This is a genomic window from Geodermatophilus sp. SYSU D01180 (assembly GCF_054050415.1).
On sequence record NZ_JBJGZH010000010.1, the window covers coordinates 126,055 to 145,553 of the forward strand.

Below are 19,499 nucleotides of genomic sequence, written 5' to 3' on the forward strand. Positions count from 1 at the left end.
GTGCCGGGGTCAGGCGTCGCGGCGGGCCCGGTCGAAGGACATCCACACCTCGCGGCGCTCCTTGCGGCTGGTCACCTGCGCCATGGCGGCGACCCGGCGGCGCTGGTCGAAGGAGGCCACGTGCTGGACGACGGCGACCTCGGCGTCGCGCATCGCCCGCTCGGCGGCGAACTCGGCCGGCGTCGACGGGTACTCGTCGGCCGGGACCGGCGGCACCTCGTCCCGCTCGCGGGCGTACGGGCTGTCCGGCGGCAGGTTGCCGCTGACCCGGCCGTAGGCGCCGAGCAGCAGCAGCACCAGGCCCGCGGCGACGGAGAAGCCGACGTTGCTCAGCCGGAACGCCAGGAGGTTCAGCCCGGTGTTGAGCACCGCGAGGTTGGCCAGCGCCGACACCAGGAACAGCACGCCGATGACGATCATGACCGTCGACGCGGTGCGGGGGCTGCGGAAGGCGGCGACGACCAGCACGACCGCCGTGACCAGCGAGATCACCGACAGCAGGCCGTTGGACGACATGCCGAGGATGCGCTGGCCCTCGGTGGAGAAGAAGGCCAGGCCGTTGGCCAGGCCCAGGACGCCGAAGACGGCGATGATCCCGGCGACGACGAACGCGCCGGTGCGCTGGACGGCGTAGACGCGGTTGCCGGGCGCGGCGGGGGCGGTCCCGGCGGGGGTGTCAGCGGACGGGGCGGGGGCGGCGGTGCCGGTCCGTGCGCGGTCGGCCGTCCGGTGGCGGTGCAGCGACAGGGCCATGGTCGTGCTCCTCGGGTCGGTGGTGCTGACACCGGTTGTTCCCGATCCGGTCGTGTCCGGATGCAGTTCGTTCCGGACCTTCTCGTCCTCCGCGCACGCCGGGCGTGTCGTGATCTCGGGAAGAGCGGGCGCCGCGCCGTCGTTCCGCCGGCGTGACCCAGCCGTTCTCTCCCGACCTGCACTCGGAGTTCCTCCGCGCCGACCTCTTCCTCTCCATGGGGCAGCCCATCGAGGCCGCCCGCCTGCTCGAGCCGCTCGTCGAGGCCGAGCCGGGCAACGAGGCCGCCCTCGAGCTGCTCGCCCGCAGCTACTTCGGCTCGGCCCAGCTGCAGCGCGCGGAGTCGGCGCTGCGCCGGCTGGTCGACCTCGCGCCGGCCAACGGGTGGGCCCGCCGCGCGCTGGCCCGCACGCTGGAGCGGCAGAGCCGCCGCGACGAGGCCGTCGCCCACCACCGCGTCGCCGACGCCCTCGGCGCCGCCTGACCGTTCCTGCTCGACCGCCGGCGGACGCTTGACCTCGAGTCGACTGGAGGTCCTAGCGTCCGCCGCGTGAGCATGGAGATGACGGCGTGGTCGGCGCTGTCCCGCGCGACGCACGCCCGCCCCGACCGCCGCGCCGTCACCCGCGCGACCCTGCGCCGGGTGCTCGCCTTCGCCCGCCCGCACCGGGCGCGCATCACCGGCTACGTCGCCGTCGGCATCGTCGAGGCGGTGCTCACGGTGGCCTCGCCGCTGCTGGCCGGCCGGGTCGTCGACGCGATCGTCGACGGCGCCGCCACCTCCGTCGTCGTCGGCCTCGCGGTCACCATCGCCGTGCTCGCCGTCCTCGCCACCGCGCTCGGGCTGGTCGGCCGGTACCTGTCGGCGAGCCTCGGCGAGGGGCTGATCCTCGACCTGCGCACCGCCGTGTTCGACCACGTGCAGCGGATGCCGGTCGCCTTCTTCACGCGCACCCGCACCGGCGCGCTCGTGTCCCGCCTGGACAACGACGTCCTCGGCGCCCAGCGGGCCTTCAGCGACACCCTGTCGGGGATCGTCAGCAACACCGTCACGCTGGTCCTCGCGCTCGTGGCGATGCTGACCCTGTCCTGGCAGGTGACCGTGCTGGCGCTGCTCCTCCTGCCGGTGTTCCTGCTCCCCGCCCGGCGGATCGGCCGCCGCCTGGCCGCGCTGAGCCGCACCGCCGCCGTCGCCAACGCGGCGATGACCGGCCAGACGACCGAGCGGTTCTCCGCCCCGGGCGCGACGCTGGTCAAGCTGCTCGGCGACCCCGGCCGCGAGTCGGCCCGGTTCGCCGGCCGGGCGCGGGCGGTCCGCGACGTCGGGGTGCGGACGGCGATGGTGCAGTGGGCGTTCATCAGCGCGCTCACGCTGGTCTCGGCGCTGGCGCTCGCCCTGGTCTACGGCCTGGGCGGGGCGTACGCGCTGGCCGGCGCGCTCGACCCGGGCGCGGTGGTGGCGCTGGCGCTGCTGCTCACCCGGCTCTACGCGCCGCTGACCGCTCTGGCGAGCGCCCGGGTCGACGTCTCCTCGGCGCTGGTCAGCTTCGAGCGGGTCTTCGAGGTGCTCGACCTGGTGCCGCTGGTCCGCGAGCACGCCGGCGCCGTCGACGTCCCCGACGGGCCGGTGGAGGTGGAGCTGGACGGCGTCACCTTCGCCTACCCGGCGGCCGACCGGGTGTCGCTGGCCTCGCTGGAGGACGTCGCCCGGCTCGACGGCCGCGGCGGCGTCGACGTGCTGCACGACGTGTCGTTCACCGTGCGGCCGGGCCAGGTGGTCGCGCTGGTCGGGTCCTCGGGCGCGGGCAAGTCGACGATCGCCTCCCTGGTGCCGCGCCTGTACGACGTCGACGCCGGCGCCGTCCGGCTGGGCGGCGTCGACGTCCGCGACCTGACCGCTGCCTCGATCCGGCGCACGGTCGGCGTGGTGACCCAGGACGGGCACCTGTTCCACGAGTCGCTGCGGGACAACCTGCTGCTCGCCGCGCCGGACGCCACCGACGACGACCTGTGGGACGCCCTCGCCCGCGCCCGGCTGGCCGACCTGGTCCGCGCGCTGCCCGACGGCCTGGACACCGTGGTCGGCGAGCGCGGCTACCGCTTCTCCGGCGGCGAGCGGCAGCGGCTGACCATCGCCCGGCTGCTGCTGGCCCGCCCGCGCGTGGTGCTGCTGGACGAGGCGACCGCCCACCTCGACGCCACGTCGGAGGCCGCAGTGCAGGCGGCCCTCGACGGGGCGCTCGAGGGGCGGACGGCGATCGTCATCGCGCACCGGCTGTCCACCGTGCGCGCGGCCGACTGCATCCTCGTGCTGGAGGGCGGCCGGGTCGTCGAGCGCGGCCGGCACGAGGACCTGCTCGCCCTCGGCGGCCGCTACGCCGAGCTGTACCGCACCCAGTTCGGCCGGCCGCTGGCCGCCTGAGGGCCAGCCGGCCGGTGCGAGGCGCACCAGCGCGATCCGGCGGGGTCTACCGCTCCGCGCTGCGCGCCGAGCAGGCGCAGCGCACCCGGGTGCAGGTGCTGGAGGCCGCGACCCGCTGCTTCGTGGAGCGCGGCTACGCGGCGACGACGATGCGCGACGTCGCGGCGGCCGCCGGGGTCTCGGTGCCGACCGTGTTCGCGCAGGGCGGGAAGGCGGCGGTGCTGCTCGCGTGCGTCGACCCGGCGCTCGTCGGCTCCGACGAGCGCACCGTCCGGGAGCTGGGCCCCTTCGCCGAGCTGCTCGCCGCGCCCGACCGGGCCGGCCGGCTGGCGGCGCTGCACCGGCTGGCGCTGGAGACGACCGCCGCCACGCTGCCCATGCAGGACGTCTTCGCCGCCGCGGCCGCGGTCGACCCGGAGGTCGGGGCGGCGTACGCCGACTACGAGCGGCGGCGGCGCACCGACACGACCGCGCTGGTCCGGGCGTTCGCCGGCGACCTGCGCGCCGACCTCGACGTCGAGGCCGCTGTCGACGTCGTCTGGTCGGTGTTCTCCCCGCAGACGCAGTCCCGGCTGGTCCGCGGCTGCGGCTGGCCGCCGGAGCGCTACGCCGACTGGCTGCCCGGCGCGGTCGAGCGGCTGCTGCTGCGCTGACGGTGTCGGTTCCCCCTGGCAGGGTGCCGCCCGTGCCCACGCTCGACGAGGTGACCGCCGCCGTGCGCGCGGCCTGGTGCCGGGAGACCTGCGACGACAGCGACCTCGCCGACTGGACGCCGGGCAACCCCGCGCGCGGCCAGTGCGGCGCCACCGCGCTCACCGTGCACGACCTGCTCGGCGGCGAGCTGCTGCTGGCCGAGGTGCGCCGGACCGACGGCTCCCGGCAGGGCGTGCACTGGTGGAACCGGCTGCCCGGCGGCCGCGAGGTCGACCTCACCCGCGAGCAGTTCGCCCCGCACGAGGTCGTGGGGGAGCCGCGGGTCGTCGTCCGCCCGCCCGGGCTGCCCGGCTACAACCGCGCGCAGTACCTCCGGCTGCGCACGGCGGTGCTCGACGCCCTCGATCGGACGACCGGCGACCAGCAGCACCCCGACCGGCACCGGACGCGACCGGACGGGAACCGGGCTCCGGGGATCGGGTAAGGGCAGGCTAACCTGACCACTAGTTGATCGCCGAGGTCAGGAGCCGACCGTGCCGCACCACCCCCTCCGGAACCGCGTGCGGCGTGTGACGCTGACCGCGGCCGCCGCCCTCCTCGTCACCGGGCTCGCCGCCTGCGGCGGGAGCGCCGACGACGAGCCCGCGGCCTCGGCCGCCGACGGCAGCGACGGCGCCTGGCCGGTCACCATCGAGAACAGGTTCGGCACCACCGAGATCCCCGCCGAGCCGCAGCGCGTGGTCACCGTCGGCTTCAACGACCAGGACTTCGTGCTGGCCCTGGGCGTCACCCCGGTCGGCGAGCGCGAGCTCCTGGGCGACTACGACGCCGTGACCCGTCCCTGGGCGCAGGAGCAGCTGCCGGACGAGGAGATCCCGACCGTGGGCGGCGAGGAGATCGACCTCGAGGCCGTCGCCGCGCTCGAGCCCGACCTGATCGTCGGCGTGTACTCCTTCATGGACGAGGCGGACTACGAGCAGCTGTCGGGCATCGCACCGACGCTCGCGCAGACCGACGAGTACGCCGACGGCGCCACCCCGTGGCAGGAGCAGACCCTCCTCATCGGTCGGGCGCTCGGCCGCGAGGACGAGGCGCAGCAGCTCGTCGACGACGTCGAGGGCCGGTTCCAGCAGGCGATCGAGGAGAACCCGGACTTCGCCGGCAGCTCGCTCGCCGTGGACCTCACGGGCGTCGGCTCGGGCCACTACCTGCTCGGCGCTGACGACCTGCGCACCCAGTTCTTCACCGATCTCGGCTTCACCGTCCCGGAGACCAGCACCGACGTCAGCCAGGAGCGGCTGGACCTGCTGGAGGCGGACGTGCTGGCGGTGAACGGCTACGACCAGGCCGCCGCCGACGGGGACGCGCTGTTCTCCGCCCTCGACGTGGTGACCCAGGGCCGCACGGTCCTGCTCGGCGGCTACTCCGGTGACGTGTCCGCCGCGCTCGGCTTCGGCAGCCCGCTCTCGCTGCCCTACCTGCTGGACGAGGTGGTGCCGTCCCTGGCCGCCGCCGCGGACGGCGACCCGTCCACCACTGTGCCGGTCCTCGGCTGAGGTCCCGCTCCGCCCCGGCCACGCGGCCGGGGCGGGCCGGCCCGGGCGGTACCGTCTCCCCATCACGGCAGTGCGCGCAGGAAGCCGGTGCGAGCCCGGCGCGGTCCCGCCACTGTGACCCCGGGCGACCGGGGGAGCCAGACACTCCGGCTGCCGTGCCCGACGGCCCGGGGCGCGGACCCCGAGTGAGGACGCTGCGTGTTCGCCCTGCTCTCCACCAGTGACACCGACCTGCTCTCCGCCCGCGCCAGCGGCGCCGACTGGCGGCTGGGCAACCCGGTCCGCCTCGGCGCCGGCGGCATCGCGGCGCTGACCGAGGGCGCGCAGCTCGTCGTCGTCCGGATCCTCGGCGTGCGGCGGCAGTACGAGGAGATGCTCGCGCCGCTGCTGGCCGGGCCGGCGCCGGTCGTCGTCCTCGGCGGGGAGCAGGTGCCCGACGCCGAGCTGATGGAGCTGTCCACCGTCCCGATGGGCGTGGCCACCGAGGCGCACGGCTACCTGGCCCAGGGCGGGCCGGACAACCTCGTGCAGCTGCACCGCTTCCTGTCCGACACCGTGCTGCTCACCGGCGAGGGCTTCGAGCCGCCATCGGTGGCGCCGGACTGGGGCGTCGTGGAGCGGGCGGGCCGGGGGAGCGGCCCGCGGATCGCCGTCCTCTACTACCGGGCGCACCACCTGGCCGGGAACACGGCGTTCGTGGACGCCCTGTGCTCCGCGGTCGAGGACGCCGGCGGGCAGGCGCTCCCGGTGTTCGTGAGCTCGCTGCGCAGCGTCCCCGCCGACCTGCTCGACGTGCTGCGCACCGCCGACGCGCTCGTCGTGACGGTGCTTGCCGCGGGCGGCTCCCGGCCGGCGACGGCGTCCGCCGGTGGCGACGACGGCGCCTGGGACGTCGGGCAGCTCGCCGCACTCGACGTGCCGCTCGTCCAGGGCCTGTGCCTGACCCGCTCGCGCGCGGAGTGGCTGGCCGACGACGACGGCCTCTCGCCGCTCGACGTCGGCAACCAGGTGGCCATCCCCGAGTTCGACGGCCGGCTGATCAGCGTGCCGTTCTCCTTCAAGGAGACCGACGAGGACGGCCTGACCTCCTACGTCGCCGACCCCGAGCGCGCGGCGCGGGTGGCCGGCACCGCGGTGGCGCACGCCCGGCTGCGGCACACCCCGCCCGCCGAGCGCCGGATCGTGCTGATGCTGTCGGCCTACCCCACCAAGCACGCGCGGATCGGCAACGCGGTCGGCCTGGACACCCCGGCGTCGGTGGTGCGGCTGCTGGCCGCCATGCAGGGGCAGGGCTACGACATCGGCCCGTTCGACGGGCCCGACGCGCTGCCCGGCGTGGCCGACCTCGACGGCGACGCGCTGTTCCACGCGCTGATCGCCGCCGGCGGGCAGGACGCCGACTGGCTGACCGAGGAGCAGCTGTCGGGCAACCCGGTGCGCATCCCGGCCGCGGAGTACCGGCGGTTCTTCGACACGCTGCCCGCCGACCTGCGCGAGGCGATGGTGTCGCACTGGGGCGAGGCGCCGGGCTCGCTGTTCGTCGACGACTCCGGACCCGACGGCCCCGCCATCGTCTTCGCGGCGCTGCGCGCGGGCAACGTCGTCGTGATGGTGCAGCCGCCGCGCGGCTTCGGCGAGAACCCCATCGCGATCTACCACGACCCCGACCTGCCGCCCTCGCACCACTACCTGGCCGCCTACTGGTGGCTGCGGTCGGTGTTCGGCGCGCACGCGCTGGTGCACGTCGGCAAGCACGGCAACCTGGAGTGGCTGCCGGGCAAGACGGTGGGGCTGTCGGCCTCGTGCGGGCCCGACGCCGCGATCGGCGACCTGCCGCTGGTCTACCCGTTCCTCGTCAACGACCCGGGGGAGGGCTCGCAGGCCAAGCGCCGCGCGCACGCCACGCTGGTCGACCACATGGTGCCGCCGATGGCGCGCGCGGACTCCTACGGCGACATCGCCCGGCTCGAGCAGCTGCTCGACGAGCACGCCAACGTGGCCGCGATGGACCCGGCGAAGCTGCCCGCCGTCCGGGCGCAGATCTGGACGCTGCTGCAGGCCGCGAAGCTCGACCACGACCTCGGGCTCGCCGAGCGGCCGGAGGACGACCACTTCGACGAGATGATCCTCCACGTCGACGGCTGGCTCTGCGAGATCAAGGACTCGCAGATCCGCGACGGCCTGCACGTGCTCGGCGTCCCGCCCTCGGGCCAGGACCGGGTGGACCTGGTGCTGGCGATGCTGCGGGCGCGGCAGATCTGGGGCGGTGCGGTCGCGCTGCCCGGGCTGCGCGAGGCGCTGGGGCTGACCGAGGACGGCACCGCCGGGCGCGCGGCCACCGATCTCGTCGAGTCGCAGGCGCACGCGCTGGTCTCGGGCATGGAGGACGCCGGCTGGACGATCGGCGCCGTCGGGCCGGTCGTGCGCGAGGTGCTGGGGCGGGAGGACTCCGCCGTCGCGGACGTGCTGCGGTTCGCCGTCGAGGAGGTGGTGCCGCGGCTGGAGCGGACCACCGACGAGCTCGACGCCACGCTGCACGCCCTCGACGGCGGGTACGTGCCGGCCGGACCGTCGGGCTCGCCGCTGCGCGGGCTGGTCAACGTGCTGCCGACCGGGCGGAACTTCTACTCGGTCGACCCGCGCGCGGTGCCCTCGCGGCTGGCGTGGGAGACCGGCCAGGCGATGGCCGACTCGCTGCTGGAGCGCTACCGCGCCGACACGGGGGAGTGGCCGCGCTCGGTCGGGCTGTCGGTGTGGGGGACCTCGGCGATGCGCACCTCCGGCGACGACGTCGCCGAGGTGCTCGCGCTGCTCGGCGTCCGCCCGGTGTGGGACGACGCCTCGCGACGGGTCACGTCGCTGGAGGCGGTGCCGCTGGAGGAGCTGGGCCGTCCGCGGATCGACGTCACCGTGCGCATCTCGGGCTTCTTCCGGGACGCCTTCCCGCACGTGGTGACCATGCTCGACGACGCGGTGACGCTGGTCGCCGCTCTCGACGAGACCCCCGGGCAGAACTTCGTGCGCGCCCACGTGGACGCCGACGTCACGGAGCACGGGGACCGGCGGCGGGCCACCACGCGGGTGTTCGGCTCCAAGCCCGGCGCCTACGGGGCGGGGCTGCTGTCGCTCATCGACTCCCGCGACTGGCGCGGCGACGCCGACCTGGCCGAGGTGTACGCGGTGTGGGGCGGCTACGCCTACGGCCGCGACCTCGACGGCGTGCAGGCCCGGCCGGACATGGAGGCGGCGTACCGGCGGATCGCGGTGGCGGCGAAGAACGTCGACACCCGCGAGCACGACATCGCCGACTCCGACGACTACTTCCAGTACCACGGCGGGATGGTGGCGACGGTCCGGGCGCTGACCGGCTCCGCGCCGCACGCCTACATCGGCGACTCGACCCGGCCCGAGCAGGTGCGCACCCGCTCGCTGACCGAGGAGACCTCGCGGGTGTTCCGCGCCCGGGTGGTCAACCCGAAGTGGCTCTCGGCGATGCGCCGGCACGGCTACAAGGGCGCCTTCGAGCTGGCCGCGACCGTCGACTACCTGTTCGGCTACGACGCCACGACCGGCGTGGTGGCCGACTGGATGTACGAGAAGCTCACCGAGACCTACGTGCTCGACCCGGAGAACCGCGAGTTCATGGAGCGGTCCAACCCGTGGGCGCTGCACGGCATCGCCGAGCGGCTGCTGGAGGCGGTCGACCGGGGGATGTGGGCCGAGCCGGACCCGGACCTGCTGGCCGGGCTGCGGCAGGCCTACCTCGACACCGAGGGCGACCTCGAGGGCGGCGAGACGCCGGCGCAGTCGGGGGCGCAGGCCTGAGCAGGGGTGATCACGACTCGTGACGACGCGCGGTACCGATCCGGAAACGGTTCGGCCCCCCGTGTGGCCGGGTAGTCGATCTCCATGGGCATCCTGAACCGACTCCTGGGCACTGCTGAGACCACGGCTCGTCGCGGAGCCGCCGGGGGCCGCGCCGCCGCCGGCCGGACCACCGGGCGCGGGACGGCCGGTCGCGCCGCCACCGGCCGCCGCGTGTCGTCCGGCCGGGGCATGGGTCGCTCCAAGATGGCGACCCCGACGCCGACCCGGCGCTTCGGCCGCGGCAAGCCGACGACCGCCGCCTCCGGCGGGCTGAGCCGCCTGCTCGGCTCGCTGACCGGCCGCCGCTGAGCCGCGGGCGGACCTCCTAGGTCAGCGGGGCGGCGGCGACCAGCAGCACGGCGGTCGCCGCCGCCTCGCCCATCGCCCCCATGACGTCCCCGGTGACGCCGCCGAGGCGGGCCGTCGCGCGGGCGCGGACGAGCTCGGCCGCGAGCAGGCCGGCTCCCGCGGCCGCCGCCAGCGCCACCCCGGTGCCGGGGCCGCCGGCCGCCCACCCCGCCGCGGCCGCACCGCCGACCACCAGCAGCCCCCAGCCCGCGAGCCAGGGCGCCGACACGGTCCCGGCCACCGCCCGCCCGAGCGACGAGCCCTCGGCGGTCTGCGTGCCGGGCAGCCCGGTGCGGGCCATCGCCAGCCGGGCCACGACCACCGCCGTCCACAGCGCGAGCCAGCCGCCGTCGGCCGCCAGCAGCGCCGCGCCCGCCGCCGCCTGCAGCAGCAGCACGAGGACCAGCGTCACCACGCCGAACGGGCCGACGTCGCCCTGGTGCATCACCTGCAGCGCCCGCTCCCGGCCGCGCAGCGGACCGAGGCCGTCGGCGGTGTCGGCCAGCCCGTCCAGGTGCAGCGCCCGGGTCAGCCAGGCGAGCACGGCCAGCGCCGCCACCGCCCCGGTCAGCGGGGACACCAGGTGCGCGCCCAGCACGCCGGCCCCGGCCGCGGCGCCGCCCAGCCCCAGCCCGACCAGCGGAGCCCACGGCAGCACCCCGCGGGTGGACGTCGTCCCGGCGGCGGGCACCCGGACCACGGTGAGCAGCCCGACCGACTCCAGCGGGCCGGCCCATCTCGGCCGGTGCGTCACCGCAGCCGCTGCGGCAGCCCGGCGACGACGAACCACACCTCGTCGGCGGTGCCGGCCAGCCGCTGGTTGACCTCACCGAGGGTGTCGCGGAACAGCCGGCCCGCGCGGGACTCCGGCACCACGCCCAGGCCCACCTCGTCGCTGACCGCCACCACGTGCGCCGGGGTCATCGCCCAGGCGTTGACCAGCGCGTCCACCCGCCCGGCCAGCCGGTCGAGGGCGCCGGGCTCGTCGGTCCACACGCCGGTCTCGTCCATGAGCGCCGCGACCCACGTGGTCACGCTGTCGACCAGCACCGTCCCGCCGCGCAGCAGGTCGCTGGGCGCCGTCGTCTCCAGCGTCGTCCAGCCGGCGGGCCGGCGGGCGCGGTGCGCGGCGACCCGGCGGGTCCACTCGGCGTCGTCCGGCGCCGGCGCGGAGGTGGCCAGGTAGACGACGTCCGGCCGGTCGGCCACCAGCGCCTCGGCGTGCGCCGACTTCCCCGACCGCGACCCGCCCAGCACCAGCACCCGCGCCATCAGGCGACCGCCGCCGCGAGCTCCAGCCGGGTGACCGTGCCGTTGTGCGGCGTCACCGCCGGCATCTCCGCGGGGCCCAGCCCGGCGGCCACCGCCTGCGCGGCGCGGATGGTGTCGCCGTGGGTGACCAGCGCGACGACGTCGGCCGGCGGGTCCGCCCGCAGCCGGTCGAGGAGGGCCGCGACCCGGGCGTGCAGGCCGGCCAGGCTCTCGCCGCCCTCGGCCGCCCAGTGCGGGTCGGTCCAGTCGACGACGTCCCACAGCTCCCGCGACGGCCGCCCCTCGAGCACGCCGTAGCCCTGCTCGCGCAGCGCCGGCGTGGTGGTGAACGCCAGCCCCGTCGCGGCGGCGCAGTGCTCGGCGGTCTGCACCGCCCGCAGCAGGTCGCTGGACAGCATCGCGCCCGGCCCGAGCGCCGCGAGCTCGCGGGCGGCGGCCCGGGCCTGGTCGTGCCCCTGCTCGGTGAGCGGGACGTGCGCCGTCTGGCCCTGCATGCGCCCGGCGGCGTTCCAGGTGCTCTGCCCGTGCCGGACGAGGAGGAGGGTGAGCGGGCGGGCCATGGTGGTCGCCGAGCGTAGGGCAGGCGGGCGCGGGGCCCGGGGCCGGTGCTCGTACCGTCGGGACGTGACCATCCCCGTCCGTCCCGGCGCCGGCCGGCCCGCCGCCGCGCCGACCGGCCCCGACCCGCTGGCCCCGCTGCTCGACCTCCCCGGGGTCCGGGACGCCGCCGACGCCGCCCGCGCCGGCATCGACCGGCTGCTGGCCCACCGGCTCATGCGCAACCGGTCGGCCGAGGTCAGCACCGAGTCGGCGCTGCGCGGGGCCCGCGCGTCGGCGGCCCTGGACGGCGTCGACGTCCCGCTGGCCGACCTGCGCGCAGGCTCGGTCGACGACCCGGTCGTGCAGGGCTCGCTGCGGGTGTCGGTGGGGCTCGGCTCGCTGGTCGACACGTGGGCGAAGGCCCCCGGCCAGGTGCTCGCCCGGCTGCACGTGCTGGCCGCCGCCGACCTCACCGACCGGGCCGGCCTCGGCCGCCCCGGCCCGCACGCCGGCCCGCGGCTGTCCGGCCTGTTCCAGGTGGTGACCGGCACCTCGACCGTGCCCGCGGTGCTGGTGGCCGGGCTGGTGCACGGCGAGCTCGCGGCCCTGGCGCCGTTCGGCACCGCCGACGGCGTGGTCGCCCGGGCGGCGGCCCGGCTCACCACCATCGGCCGCGGCCTGGACCCCAAGGCGGTGTCGGTGCCGGAGGTCGGCTTCGTCGAGCTCGGCGCCGACGCCTACCGTGAGCGGCTGGCCGGCTACGCCGGGGGCGGTCCCGACGGCGTCGCCGCCTGGCTGGTGCACTGCTGCCGCGCCACCGAGCTCGGCGCCCGCGAGGGGCTGGCCATCGCCGAGGCGATCCTGCGCGGCTGACCGGCCCGCCCTGCGCCCGGTGCGGACGCGGCGCAGAGTGGGGGGATGCGCCACCTCGACGTCGACGGGCTCGGCCGGGTCAGCAGGATCGGGCTGGGCACCTGGCAGTTCGGGTCCCGCGAGTGGGGCTACGGCGAGGGCTACGCCGAGGGCGCGGCCCGCGACATCGTCCGCCGGGCGCGCGAGCTCGGCGTCACGCTGTTCGACACCGCGGAGGTCTACGGCTTCGGCCACAGCGAGCGCATCCTCGGCGAGGCGCTGGGGGAGGAGCGCGGCGAGGTCGTCGTCGCCTCGAAGGTCTTCCCCGTGGCGCCGTTCCCGCCGGTGGTCCGGTCCCGGTTCGAGGGCAGCGCCCGGCGGCTGGGCCTGACGCGGATCCCGCTGTACCAGGTGCACCAGCCCAACCCGGTCGTCCCCGACAGCGTGATCATGCCGGGCCTGCGGCAGCTGCTCGACGAGGACCGCATCGGCGCCGCCGGCGTCTCCAACTACTCGTTGGCCCGCTGGCGGGCGGCCGACGCGGCGCTGGGCCGGCCGGTCCTCACCAACCAGGTGCAGTTCTCCCTCGCCCGGCCCGGGGCGCTCGAGGACGTGGTGCCCTTCGCCGAGCGCGAGGGGCGGGTCGTCATCGCCTACAGCCCGCTGGCGCAGGGCCTGCTCGGCGGCCGGTACGGCGTGGAGAACCGGCCCGGCGGGGTGCGCGCGGCCAACCCGCTGTTCGGCACGGAGAACCTGCGGCGCGCGGAGCCGCTGCTCGACGTCCTGCGCGAGGTCGCCGACGCGCACGGGGTCCGGCCCGGGACGATCGCGCTGGCCTGGCTGGTCTCGCTGCCGCAGGTGGTGGTCATCCCCGGCGCCTCGAGCATGGAGCAGGTGGAGGCCAACGCCGCGGCCGGCGACGTCGACCTGCGGCCCGACGAGCAGGCGGCGCTCACCGCGGCGGCGCGGGCGTTCGCGCCGGTGTCGGCAGTGCGCACGCTGGCGGACGGCGTCCGGGAGCGGGTGGACGGGCTCCGCGGGCGGCTGGGCGTCTGAGCGGACGGGACGCGGGCGCGGGGCGCTCAGGCGCCCCGGCGCCGCCACCGGCCGGCGGCCGGGACCGCCGCCGTCGCCGCCGTCGCCGCGGCCGCCACGGCGGGCACGGCGCGCAGCGCCCGCCGCCGCGCGTACCAGGCCAGCCCGGCGACCGCCGCGCCCACGCCCATCGCGGCGCCGGTGACCACCGGGGCCGGCGGGACCGCGAACCGCGAGCGCATCGACACCGGCCGGGTGAACTCCAGCACCGGCCAGCCGCGCTCGGCGGCCACCCTGCGCAGCGCCCGGTCGGGGTTGACCGCCGTCGGGTGCCCGACCGCGGCGAGCATCGGCAGGTCGGTGACCGAGTCGCTGTAGGCGTGGCAGTCGGCCAGGTCGTAGCCGTTCTCGGCGGCCACCTGCCGCATCGCCTCGGCCTTGTTCTCCCCGTACGCGTAGAACTCGATCTCGCCGGTGTAGCGGCCGTCGACGGTCACCATCCGGGTGGCCACCACCCGGTCGGCGCCGAGCATCTCGCCGATCGGCTCCACCATCTCCGCGCCGCTGCTGGAGACGATGACGATCTCCCGGCCCGCCGCCCGGTGGGACTCGATGAGGTCGGCCGTCTCGGCGTAGACCAGCGGGTCCACGACCTCGTGCAGCGTCTCGCGGACGATCTCGTGCACCGTCGCGACGTCCCAGCCGGTCGCCATGTCGGTGATCTGCGCCCGCATCCGCTCCATCTGCTGGGCGTCGGCGCCGGAGAGGGAGAAGACGAACTGCGCGTAGGCGCCCTTGAGCACGGCGCGGCGGTTGATCAGCCCGCCCGCGAAGAAGGGGCGGCCGAAGGCCAGGGTGCTGGACTTGGCGATGACCGTCTTGTCCAGGTCGAAGAACGCCGCGGCGTGCGTCACGGTTCACGACTGTAAGCGGACGCCCTGGGTGTGACGGGTCTCGCAACTCCGTCCACACCCTCTCGGGTCGTCCACAGTTGCCCGCTCCGGCACGCGCGCACCGGCTGTCCACGATGGGCTCCGGCGCGTGCCCCCGCCTCCGGTCCCCCCGCCGTCCCGCCCGCTGGTCGTCTGCGCCGACGAGGACCTCCTCGACGAGGTCCTGCGGGTCCTCGCCGCCGCCGGCACCGAGCCCGAGGTGGCCACCGGCGGGACGGCGTTGCGCCGCGCCCACCGCGACGCCGCGCTGGTGCTGCTCGGCGCCGACGTCCTCGACAGCCCGGCGGTGCGCGCCCTGCCCCGCCGCCCGGGCGTGGTCGTCGTCGCGCCCGACGCCCTGCCGGCGCCGGCCTGGGCGGCCGCGGTGGAGCGCGGCGCCGAGCGCGTCGCCGTGCTGCCCGACGACGAGGCGTGGCTGGCCGCCCGGGCGGGGGAGGCGGGGCGGTCGCCGGTGGCGCGCGGCTGGCTGACCGTCGTCGGCGGCAGCTGCGGCGGGGCGGGCGCCAGCACGCTGGCCACCGCGCTCGCCGTGGCCGCCGCCGGCCGGGGCGGGGGCGTCCTGCTGGTCGACGCCGACCCGTGGGGCGGCGGGCTGGACCTGCTGCTCGGCGCCGAGGACGCCGAGGGGCTGCGCTGGCCTGAGCTGACCGGGGTGCGCGGCCGGGTGGCCGGGGACGCGCTGCTCGCTGCGCTGCCCGCGGCCGCGGGGGTGCACGTCCTCGCCGCGGCCCGCGACGACCCGGCGCCGGTGCCGGCCGAGGCGCTCACCGCCGTGGTCGACGCCGCGCGGGACCGGGGGCTCCCGGTGGTGGTGGACCTGCCGCGCGCGGCCGCGCCCGACCCGGCGGCGGAGGCGGTGCTGGCCGAGGCCGACCTGGCGCTGCTGGTCGTGCCCGCGCGGCTGCGCGCCGCCTCGGCCGCCCGGGCGCTGGTGGCCGGGGCGCCCTGGTCGGCCGCCCGGCTGGTGGTCCGCACCGTCCCGGGCGGCCTGTCCGCCGCGGAGGTGGTCGCCGTGGCCGGGCGGCCGGTGCTCGCCGAGCTGGGGCACGACCGCGGCGCGCTGCCCCGGGGCGAGCGCGGCGAGCCGCCGTCGGTGGCGCCGCGCAGCCCGCTGGGTGCACTGGTCCGCCGGCTGCTCGAGGAGCTGTCCCGGCCGGGGCGGGCGGCGTGAGCGGCCTGCCGCTGGTGGAGCGGGTGCGGGCCCGGCTGGCGCTGGAGCCGGGGCCGCCGAGCCGGGCCGCGGTGGCGGCGCTGGTGCGGGAGGAGGCCGGCCTGCTCGGCGAGACCGACGTCCTCGCCGCGGTGCGCGACGCGGTCGCCGAGCTGGCCGGCGCCGGGCCGCTGGAGCCGCTGCTGCGGGCGCCCGGCGTCACCGACGTGCTGGTCAACGGGCCCGCCGAGGTGTGGGTGGACCGGGGGAGCGGCCTGGAGCCCGCGGACGTGCGGTTCCCCGACGAGGACGCCGTCCGCCGGCTCGCGGTCCGGCTGGCCGCCAGCGCCGGGCGCCGCCTCGACGACGCCGCGCCGTGGGTCGACGCGGGCCTGCCCGACGGCACCCGGCTGCACGCCGTGCTGCCGCCGGTCTCGGCCGCGGGCACCTGCCTGTCGCTGCGGGTGCTCCGGCGGTGCTCCCTCGGTCTCACCGACCTCGCCGCGCGCGGCACGCTGCCCGGGCCGTCGGAGGCGCTGTTGCGGGCGGTGGTCCGGCGGCGGCTGGCCTTCCTCGTCACCGGCGGCACCGGCTCGGGCAAGACCACGCTGCTGTCGGCGCTGCTCGGCGAGGTGCCGCCGGACGAGCGCGTGCTGCTCTGCGAGGACGCCCCCGAGCTCACCCCGGCGCACCCGCACGTCGTCCGGCTGCTCACGCGCCCGCCGAACGTGGAGGGCGCCGGGCAGGTGACCCTGCGCGACCTCGTGCGCCAGGCGCTGCGCATGCGGCCCGACCGGCTGGTGGTCGGCGAGGTCCGCGGCGCGGAGGTCACCGACCTGCTGGCCGCGCTCAACACCGGGCACGACGGCGGCTGCGGCACCCTGCACGCCAACCGGCCCGGGGAGGTGCCCGCCCGGCTCGAGGCGCTGGGCGTGGCGGCCGGCCTGGACCGGCGGGCGGTGCACAGCCAGGCCGCCGCTGCACTCGCGGTGGTGGTGCACCTGCGGCGCACCCCGGCGGGCCGCCGGGTGGCCGAGGTCGGGGTGGTGCGCCGCGACGGCGACCTCGTGACCGTCGACGCCGGCTGGCGGGCCGACGGCGGCCCGTGCCCGGGTGCGGACCGGCTGGCCGCCCTCCTCGACGGCGGGACGGCGTGACCGCGGCGCTGGCGGCGGGCGCACTGGCGCTGCTGCTGTGGCCCGGCGGGGCGGCCCGGCGGCGGGCGCGGCTGCACCGGCTCACCGGGGCGGGCCGCCCGGTGCGGGGACCGCTGGCCGCGGCGCCGCGGTCCTGGCCGGTCCTCGCCGCTGCCGCGGGCGCCGCCGCCGGGGCGCTGGCCGGCCCCCCGCTGGTGGCCGTCCTGGCCGGTGCGGCCGCCGCCGGGGCCGCCCGGGCGGGCGTCCGGCAGCGCGCGCTGCGCCGGGACGAGCAGGACCTCGACGTCCTCGCCGACGCCCTGGCCGCCCTCGCCGCGGAGCTGCGCAGCGGCCGGCCGCTCGACGCGGCGACCGCGGCGGCGGTGGCGGTGGTCCCCGACGCGGACGCCGCCCGGGCGCTCGCCCGCGCCCTCCGCGCGCCGGGGGCCGTGCCGGCGGAGGCGGCGTCGGAGCTCGGCCGGGCGCACGGGCGGCTCGCGGCGGCGGTCGAGCTCAGCGCCCGGACGGGGTGCTCGCTGGCCGCCGTCGCCGGGGCGGTCGAGGACGACCTGCGGGCCCGCCGGCGTCAGCGGGAGGAGCTGCGCTCGGTGACCGCCGGACCGCGGGCCAGCGCCGCGCTGCTGGCCGGGCTGCCGCTGCTGGCGCTCGCCATGGGCAGCGGCATCGGCGCGGACCCGTGGGCGGTGCTCACCACGACGGTGCCCGGGCAGGCACTGCTCGTCGCCGGGGTGGGGCTGGAGGCGGCAGGGCTGGCCTGGTCGGCGCGGCTGGTCCGGCGGGCGCTGCGGTGAGCGCCGCGGGAGCCCAGGCGCTGGCGCTGCTGGCGGTCGCCGGCGCGCTGGCCGCGTGGCCGACGCCGGCGGTGCGCCGCACGGCCCGGCTGCGGGCCCTCGGCGCGCCCGCCGCCCCGGAGCGACCGGCGGGGTCGGCCCCCGGTCCGGTCCGGCGGCCGGCGCTCCCCGTCCTGGCCGGTGCCGCCACGGCCCTGCTCGTCGGCGGTGCCGCCGGGGTGGCGCTGGGCGCGGTCGGGGCGGTCCTCGCCGACCGGTGGCTGCGGCGGGCGCCGGCCCGCGGGTCGGCGCCCGCGCCGGTGACCGCCGACCTGCCGGTGGCCTGCGACCTGCTGGGTGTCTGCCTGGGCGCCGGCCTGCCGGTCGGCGCCGCGCTCGGCGCGGTGGCGGCCGTGGTGCCGGGGCCGCTGGGTCCCGCGCTGGCCGACGTCGGCGGCCGGCTGCGCCTCGGGGCCGCGCCGCGGACGGCGTGGCACGACGCGCCGCCGGAGCTGGCCGGGCTGGGCCGGGTCCTGGTCCGCGCGGGGGAGTCGGGCGCGGCGGCGGTGCCGGCCCTGCGCGTGCTGGCGGCGGAGGCGCGGGCGGCGGCGCGCAGTCGGGCCGAGGCGGGCGTGCGCCGGGCCGGGGTGTGGGTGCTCGCGCCGCTCGGGCTGTGCTTCCTGCCGGCGTTCGTGTGCCTGGGCATCGCGCCGATGGTCATCGGCATCGCGGGCCAGGTGTTCGGGTGAGCCCCCGGAGGAGGGCCGTCAGCGGCGGCCGGCGGCCATCGCTGAGGTGTGCGCCGGCACCAGCGCCCAGGCGGCGGGGACCGACGCGGGGACCGCCGGTGCGGCCGGGGCGAGGTCGAGCACCATCCGCGTGGGCTGGAAGGCCTCGGCGTAGCCGATGCGGGCCTGGGCGCCCCAGTGGCGGGCGGAGGCCACGACGGCGTCCGGCTCGACCATCGCCGAGCGCTCCACCTGGGAGGCGTGCGCGGCGAGGGCGTCGAGCTTGCCGGCCAGGTGCGCGGTGACGTCGACGTACACGGTCGGCGCGAAGGCCAGCGTCGAGGGGCTCTGGTAGTGCAGGACCCGCGGCAGGCGCCGGGCGGCACCCAGTGTGGCGGCGGCGATGGCGCGGTGGTCCTGGTGGCTGTCGTCGGGGGCGTGCACGTAGACGAGGTCGGCGGCGGTCTCCTGCAGCACCTGCTCGATGCGGCGGATCGTGCCCGCGTCGGCCACGACCTCACAGTCGCGCAGCCCGCCCCAGGCCAGCCGCGCGCCGACCAGCTCGGCCGCGCGCTGCTGCTCGGCGCGCCGGCCGGCGACCTGGTCGTCGTCGCCGGGGCCGTTCTCGCCCCCGGTCATCACGAGCATGGTCACCGTGTCCCCGGCCGTCACGTGCGCCATCAGCGCGCCGCCGCAGCCGAGCTCGATGTCGTCGGGGTGGGCGCCGATGGCCAGGACGCTGCGCCCCGGGCCCCTCGTCGTCGTGCCGTCCACGGCCGCCGTCCTCTGCTCGTCAGGGGCGGCCTCCCCGCCCGACACCTGTGCATCGGCGCCGCCGGCGGTGGCCTCCAGCGCGGCGACCGGACCTCCCCCCTCGGGGGGAGATCCGGTCGTGCGCAACCCGTCAGCCCGCGGCGGGTGCGGGCGTCCCGCGGTCGCGGCGCCGCCGGGAGACGACCACCGAGGCGCCGCCCACCGCGTCGGCGGCGGCGAGGGTGAGGACGATGCCCATGCCGTTGCCGTCGGCCGGCAGCGGCGTCGACGCGGGGCACCGGGTGCTGGAGTCCCGGCCGGCCGTGGCGGTCATGCCGAGGACCTGCCACCGCACGGTGCCCACGGAGGCGGGCACCGGCACGGAGAACGCGCCGGGGTGCGCACCCGGGGTGAACTGCGTGGGCTGCGCGCCGTCGAACCGGTCGGGGCTCATGTCGTTGTACGGGCCCCGCTGCACCGTCGCCGTCGTCGAGGTCGTGTTGGTGTAGCCGAGGACCGCGTTCCAGTAGCCGTTCTGCACCGGCGTGACACAGGTGATCACCGCCAGCCGCGCTCCGAGCGGCGCCCCGCGCCGCCGCGTCCTGCCTGCCATGTGGCCCCCTTCCGGACCGGGGCGCACTCGGCCCCAGCGGAGGGCCATCGGGCGGCCGGGGTGCCGCGTGCAGGCGGC

19 protein-coding genes and 1 riboswitch are annotated in these 19,499 nt (G+C 77.8%); of the genes, 12 read left to right on the forward strand and 7 right to left on the reverse strand.

Features of this window, described 5'->3' with window-relative positions; genetic code table 11:
* Positions 1–9 precede the first annotated feature (9 nt).
* On the reverse strand, positions 10–753 hold the full coding sequence (locus ACI8AA_RS11800; RefSeq protein ID WP_457044601.1) for a DUF4383 domain-containing protein: 744 nt from the start codon (positions 751–753) through the stop codon (positions 10–12).
* Positions 754–905: 152 nt separating this feature from the next.
* Between ACI8AA_RS11800 and ACI8AA_RS11805 the strand changes: the two genes are divergently transcribed.
* From ACI8AA_RS11805 to cobN, 6 genes are all read left to right on the forward strand, one after another.
* A complete protein-coding gene (locus ACI8AA_RS11805) occupies positions 906–1,235 on the forward strand; it encodes a tetratricopeptide repeat protein (protein WP_457044602.1) in 330 nt (109 codons plus the stop codon).
* Positions 1,236–1,307: 72 nt separating this feature from the next.
* A complete protein-coding gene (locus tag ACI8AA_RS11810; RefSeq protein ID WP_457044628.1) occupies positions 1,308–3,173 on the forward strand; it encodes an ABC transporter ATP-binding protein in 1,866 nt (621 codons plus the stop codon).
* A gap of 14 nt (positions 3,174–3,187) precedes the next feature.
* Entirely contained in the window at positions 3,188–3,826 is a 639-nt protein-coding gene (locus tag ACI8AA_RS11815; RefSeq protein WP_457044603.1) for a TetR/AcrR family transcriptional regulator, read from the forward strand.
* A gap of 32 nt (positions 3,827–3,858) precedes the next feature.
* The gene (locus ACI8AA_RS11820) at positions 3,859–4,311 is read left to right on the forward strand and encodes a YunG family protein (protein ID WP_457044604.1); all 453 of its coding nucleotides are present in this window, start codon (positions 3,859–3,861) and stop codon (positions 4,309–4,311) included.
* Between the two features lie 85 nt (positions 4,312–4,396).
* Complete coding sequence (locus tag ACI8AA_RS11825; RefSeq protein WP_457044605.1) at positions 4,397–5,383, forward strand: ABC transporter substrate-binding protein; 987 nt, start codon at positions 4,397–4,399, stop codon at positions 5,381–5,383.
* A 78-nt stretch (positions 5,384–5,461) separates the two neighbouring features.
* A riboswitch (cobalamin riboswitch) is annotated at positions 5,462–5,529 on the forward strand.
* Between the two features lie 52 nt (positions 5,530–5,581).
* Positions 5,582–9,208, forward strand: a complete 3,627-nt coding sequence (gene cobN / locus ACI8AA_RS11830; RefSeq protein ID WP_457044606.1) for a cobaltochelatase subunit CobN — start codon at positions 5,582–5,584, stop codon at positions 9,206–9,208.
* A 367-nt stretch (positions 9,209–9,575) separates the two neighbouring features.
* Here the strand turns inward: cobN and ACI8AA_RS11835 are convergent, their stop codons facing one another.
* From ACI8AA_RS11835 to ACI8AA_RS11845, 3 genes are read right to left on the reverse strand one after another with little or no spacing between them, the layout of a single operon-like run.
* The gene (locus ACI8AA_RS11835) at positions 9,576–10,352 is read right to left on the reverse strand and encodes an adenosylcobinamide-GDP ribazoletransferase (RefSeq protein WP_457044607.1); all 777 of its coding nucleotides are present in this window, start codon (positions 10,350–10,352) and stop codon (positions 9,576–9,578) included.
* Positions 10,349–10,870 carry a bifunctional adenosylcobinamide kinase/adenosylcobinamide-phosphate guanylyltransferase gene (gene cobU, locus ACI8AA_RS11840; protein ID WP_457044608.1) on the reverse strand — a complete coding sequence of 174 codons (522 nt, stop codon included), beginning with the start codon at positions 10,868–10,870 and terminating at the stop codon, positions 10,349–10,351. The genes ACI8AA_RS11835 and cobU overlap by 4 nt, the downstream gene beginning before the upstream one ends.
* Positions 10,870–11,430: a histidine phosphatase family protein gene (locus ACI8AA_RS11845; protein WP_457044609.1), complete on the reverse strand. Its 561-nt coding sequence runs from the start codon at positions 11,428–11,430 to the stop codon at positions 10,870–10,872. The genes cobU and ACI8AA_RS11845 overlap by 1 nt, the downstream gene beginning before the upstream one ends.
* A 64-nt stretch (positions 11,431–11,494) precedes the next feature.
* Between ACI8AA_RS11845 and ACI8AA_RS11850 the strand changes: the two genes are divergently transcribed.
* Positions 11,495–12,283 carry an oxidoreductase gene (locus tag ACI8AA_RS11850; protein WP_457044610.1) on the forward strand — a complete coding sequence of 263 codons (789 nt, stop codon included), beginning with the start codon at positions 11,495–11,497 and terminating at the stop codon, positions 12,281–12,283.
* 45 nt (positions 12,284–12,328) lie between these two features.
* Positions 12,329–13,318, forward strand: a complete 990-nt coding sequence (locus ACI8AA_RS11855) for an aldo/keto reductase (protein ID WP_457044611.1) — start codon at positions 12,329–12,331, stop codon at positions 13,316–13,318.
* A gap of 26 nt (positions 13,319–13,344) precedes the next feature.
* Here ACI8AA_RS11855 and ACI8AA_RS11860 read toward each other — a convergent pair whose 3' ends face one another.
* Positions 13,345–14,211 carry an HAD family hydrolase gene (locus tag ACI8AA_RS11860; protein WP_457044612.1) on the reverse strand — a complete coding sequence of 289 codons (867 nt, stop codon included), beginning with the start codon at positions 14,209–14,211 and terminating at the stop codon, positions 13,345–13,347.
* A 127-nt stretch (positions 14,212–14,338) separates the two neighbouring features.
* On the opposite strand from ACI8AA_RS11860, the gene ssd reads away from it, so the two are divergent.
* Genes ssd through ACI8AA_RS11880 form a run of 4 tightly spaced genes read left to right on the forward strand, consistent with a single transcriptional unit; the run spans position 14,339 to position 18,076 of the window.
* Positions 14,339–15,421, forward strand: coding sequence for a septum site-determining protein Ssd (gene ssd / locus ACI8AA_RS11865; protein ID WP_457044613.1), 1,083 nt, complete (start codon positions 14,339–14,341; stop codon positions 15,419–15,421).
* Positions 15,418–16,557, forward strand: a complete 1,140-nt coding sequence (locus ACI8AA_RS11870; RefSeq protein ID WP_457044614.1) for a TadA family conjugal transfer-associated ATPase — start codon at positions 15,418–15,420, stop codon at positions 16,555–16,557. Before ssd ends, ACI8AA_RS11870 begins: the two co-directional genes overlap by 4 nt.
* Entirely contained in the window at positions 16,554–17,348 is a 795-nt protein-coding gene (locus tag ACI8AA_RS11875; RefSeq protein WP_457044615.1) for a type II secretion system F family protein, read from the forward strand. The genes ACI8AA_RS11870 and ACI8AA_RS11875 overlap by 4 nt, the downstream gene beginning before the upstream one ends.
* Entirely contained in the window at positions 17,345–18,076 is a 732-nt protein-coding gene (locus ACI8AA_RS11880; RefSeq protein ID WP_457044616.1) for a type II secretion system F family protein, read from the forward strand. Before ACI8AA_RS11875 ends, ACI8AA_RS11880 begins: the two co-directional genes overlap by 4 nt.
* 18 nt (positions 18,077–18,094) lie before the next feature.
* Here ACI8AA_RS11880 and ACI8AA_RS11885 read toward each other — a convergent pair whose 3' ends face one another.
* Positions 18,095–18,829, reverse strand: coding sequence for a PIG-L deacetylase family protein (locus ACI8AA_RS11885; protein WP_457044617.1), 735 nt, complete (start codon positions 18,827–18,829; stop codon positions 18,095–18,097).
* Between the two features lie 130 nt (positions 18,830–18,959).
* Positions 18,960–19,421: a hypothetical protein gene (locus ACI8AA_RS11890; RefSeq protein ID WP_457044618.1), complete on the reverse strand. Its 462-nt coding sequence runs from the start codon at positions 19,419–19,421 to the stop codon at positions 18,960–18,962.
* Positions 19,422–19,499 lie beyond the last annotated feature (78 nt).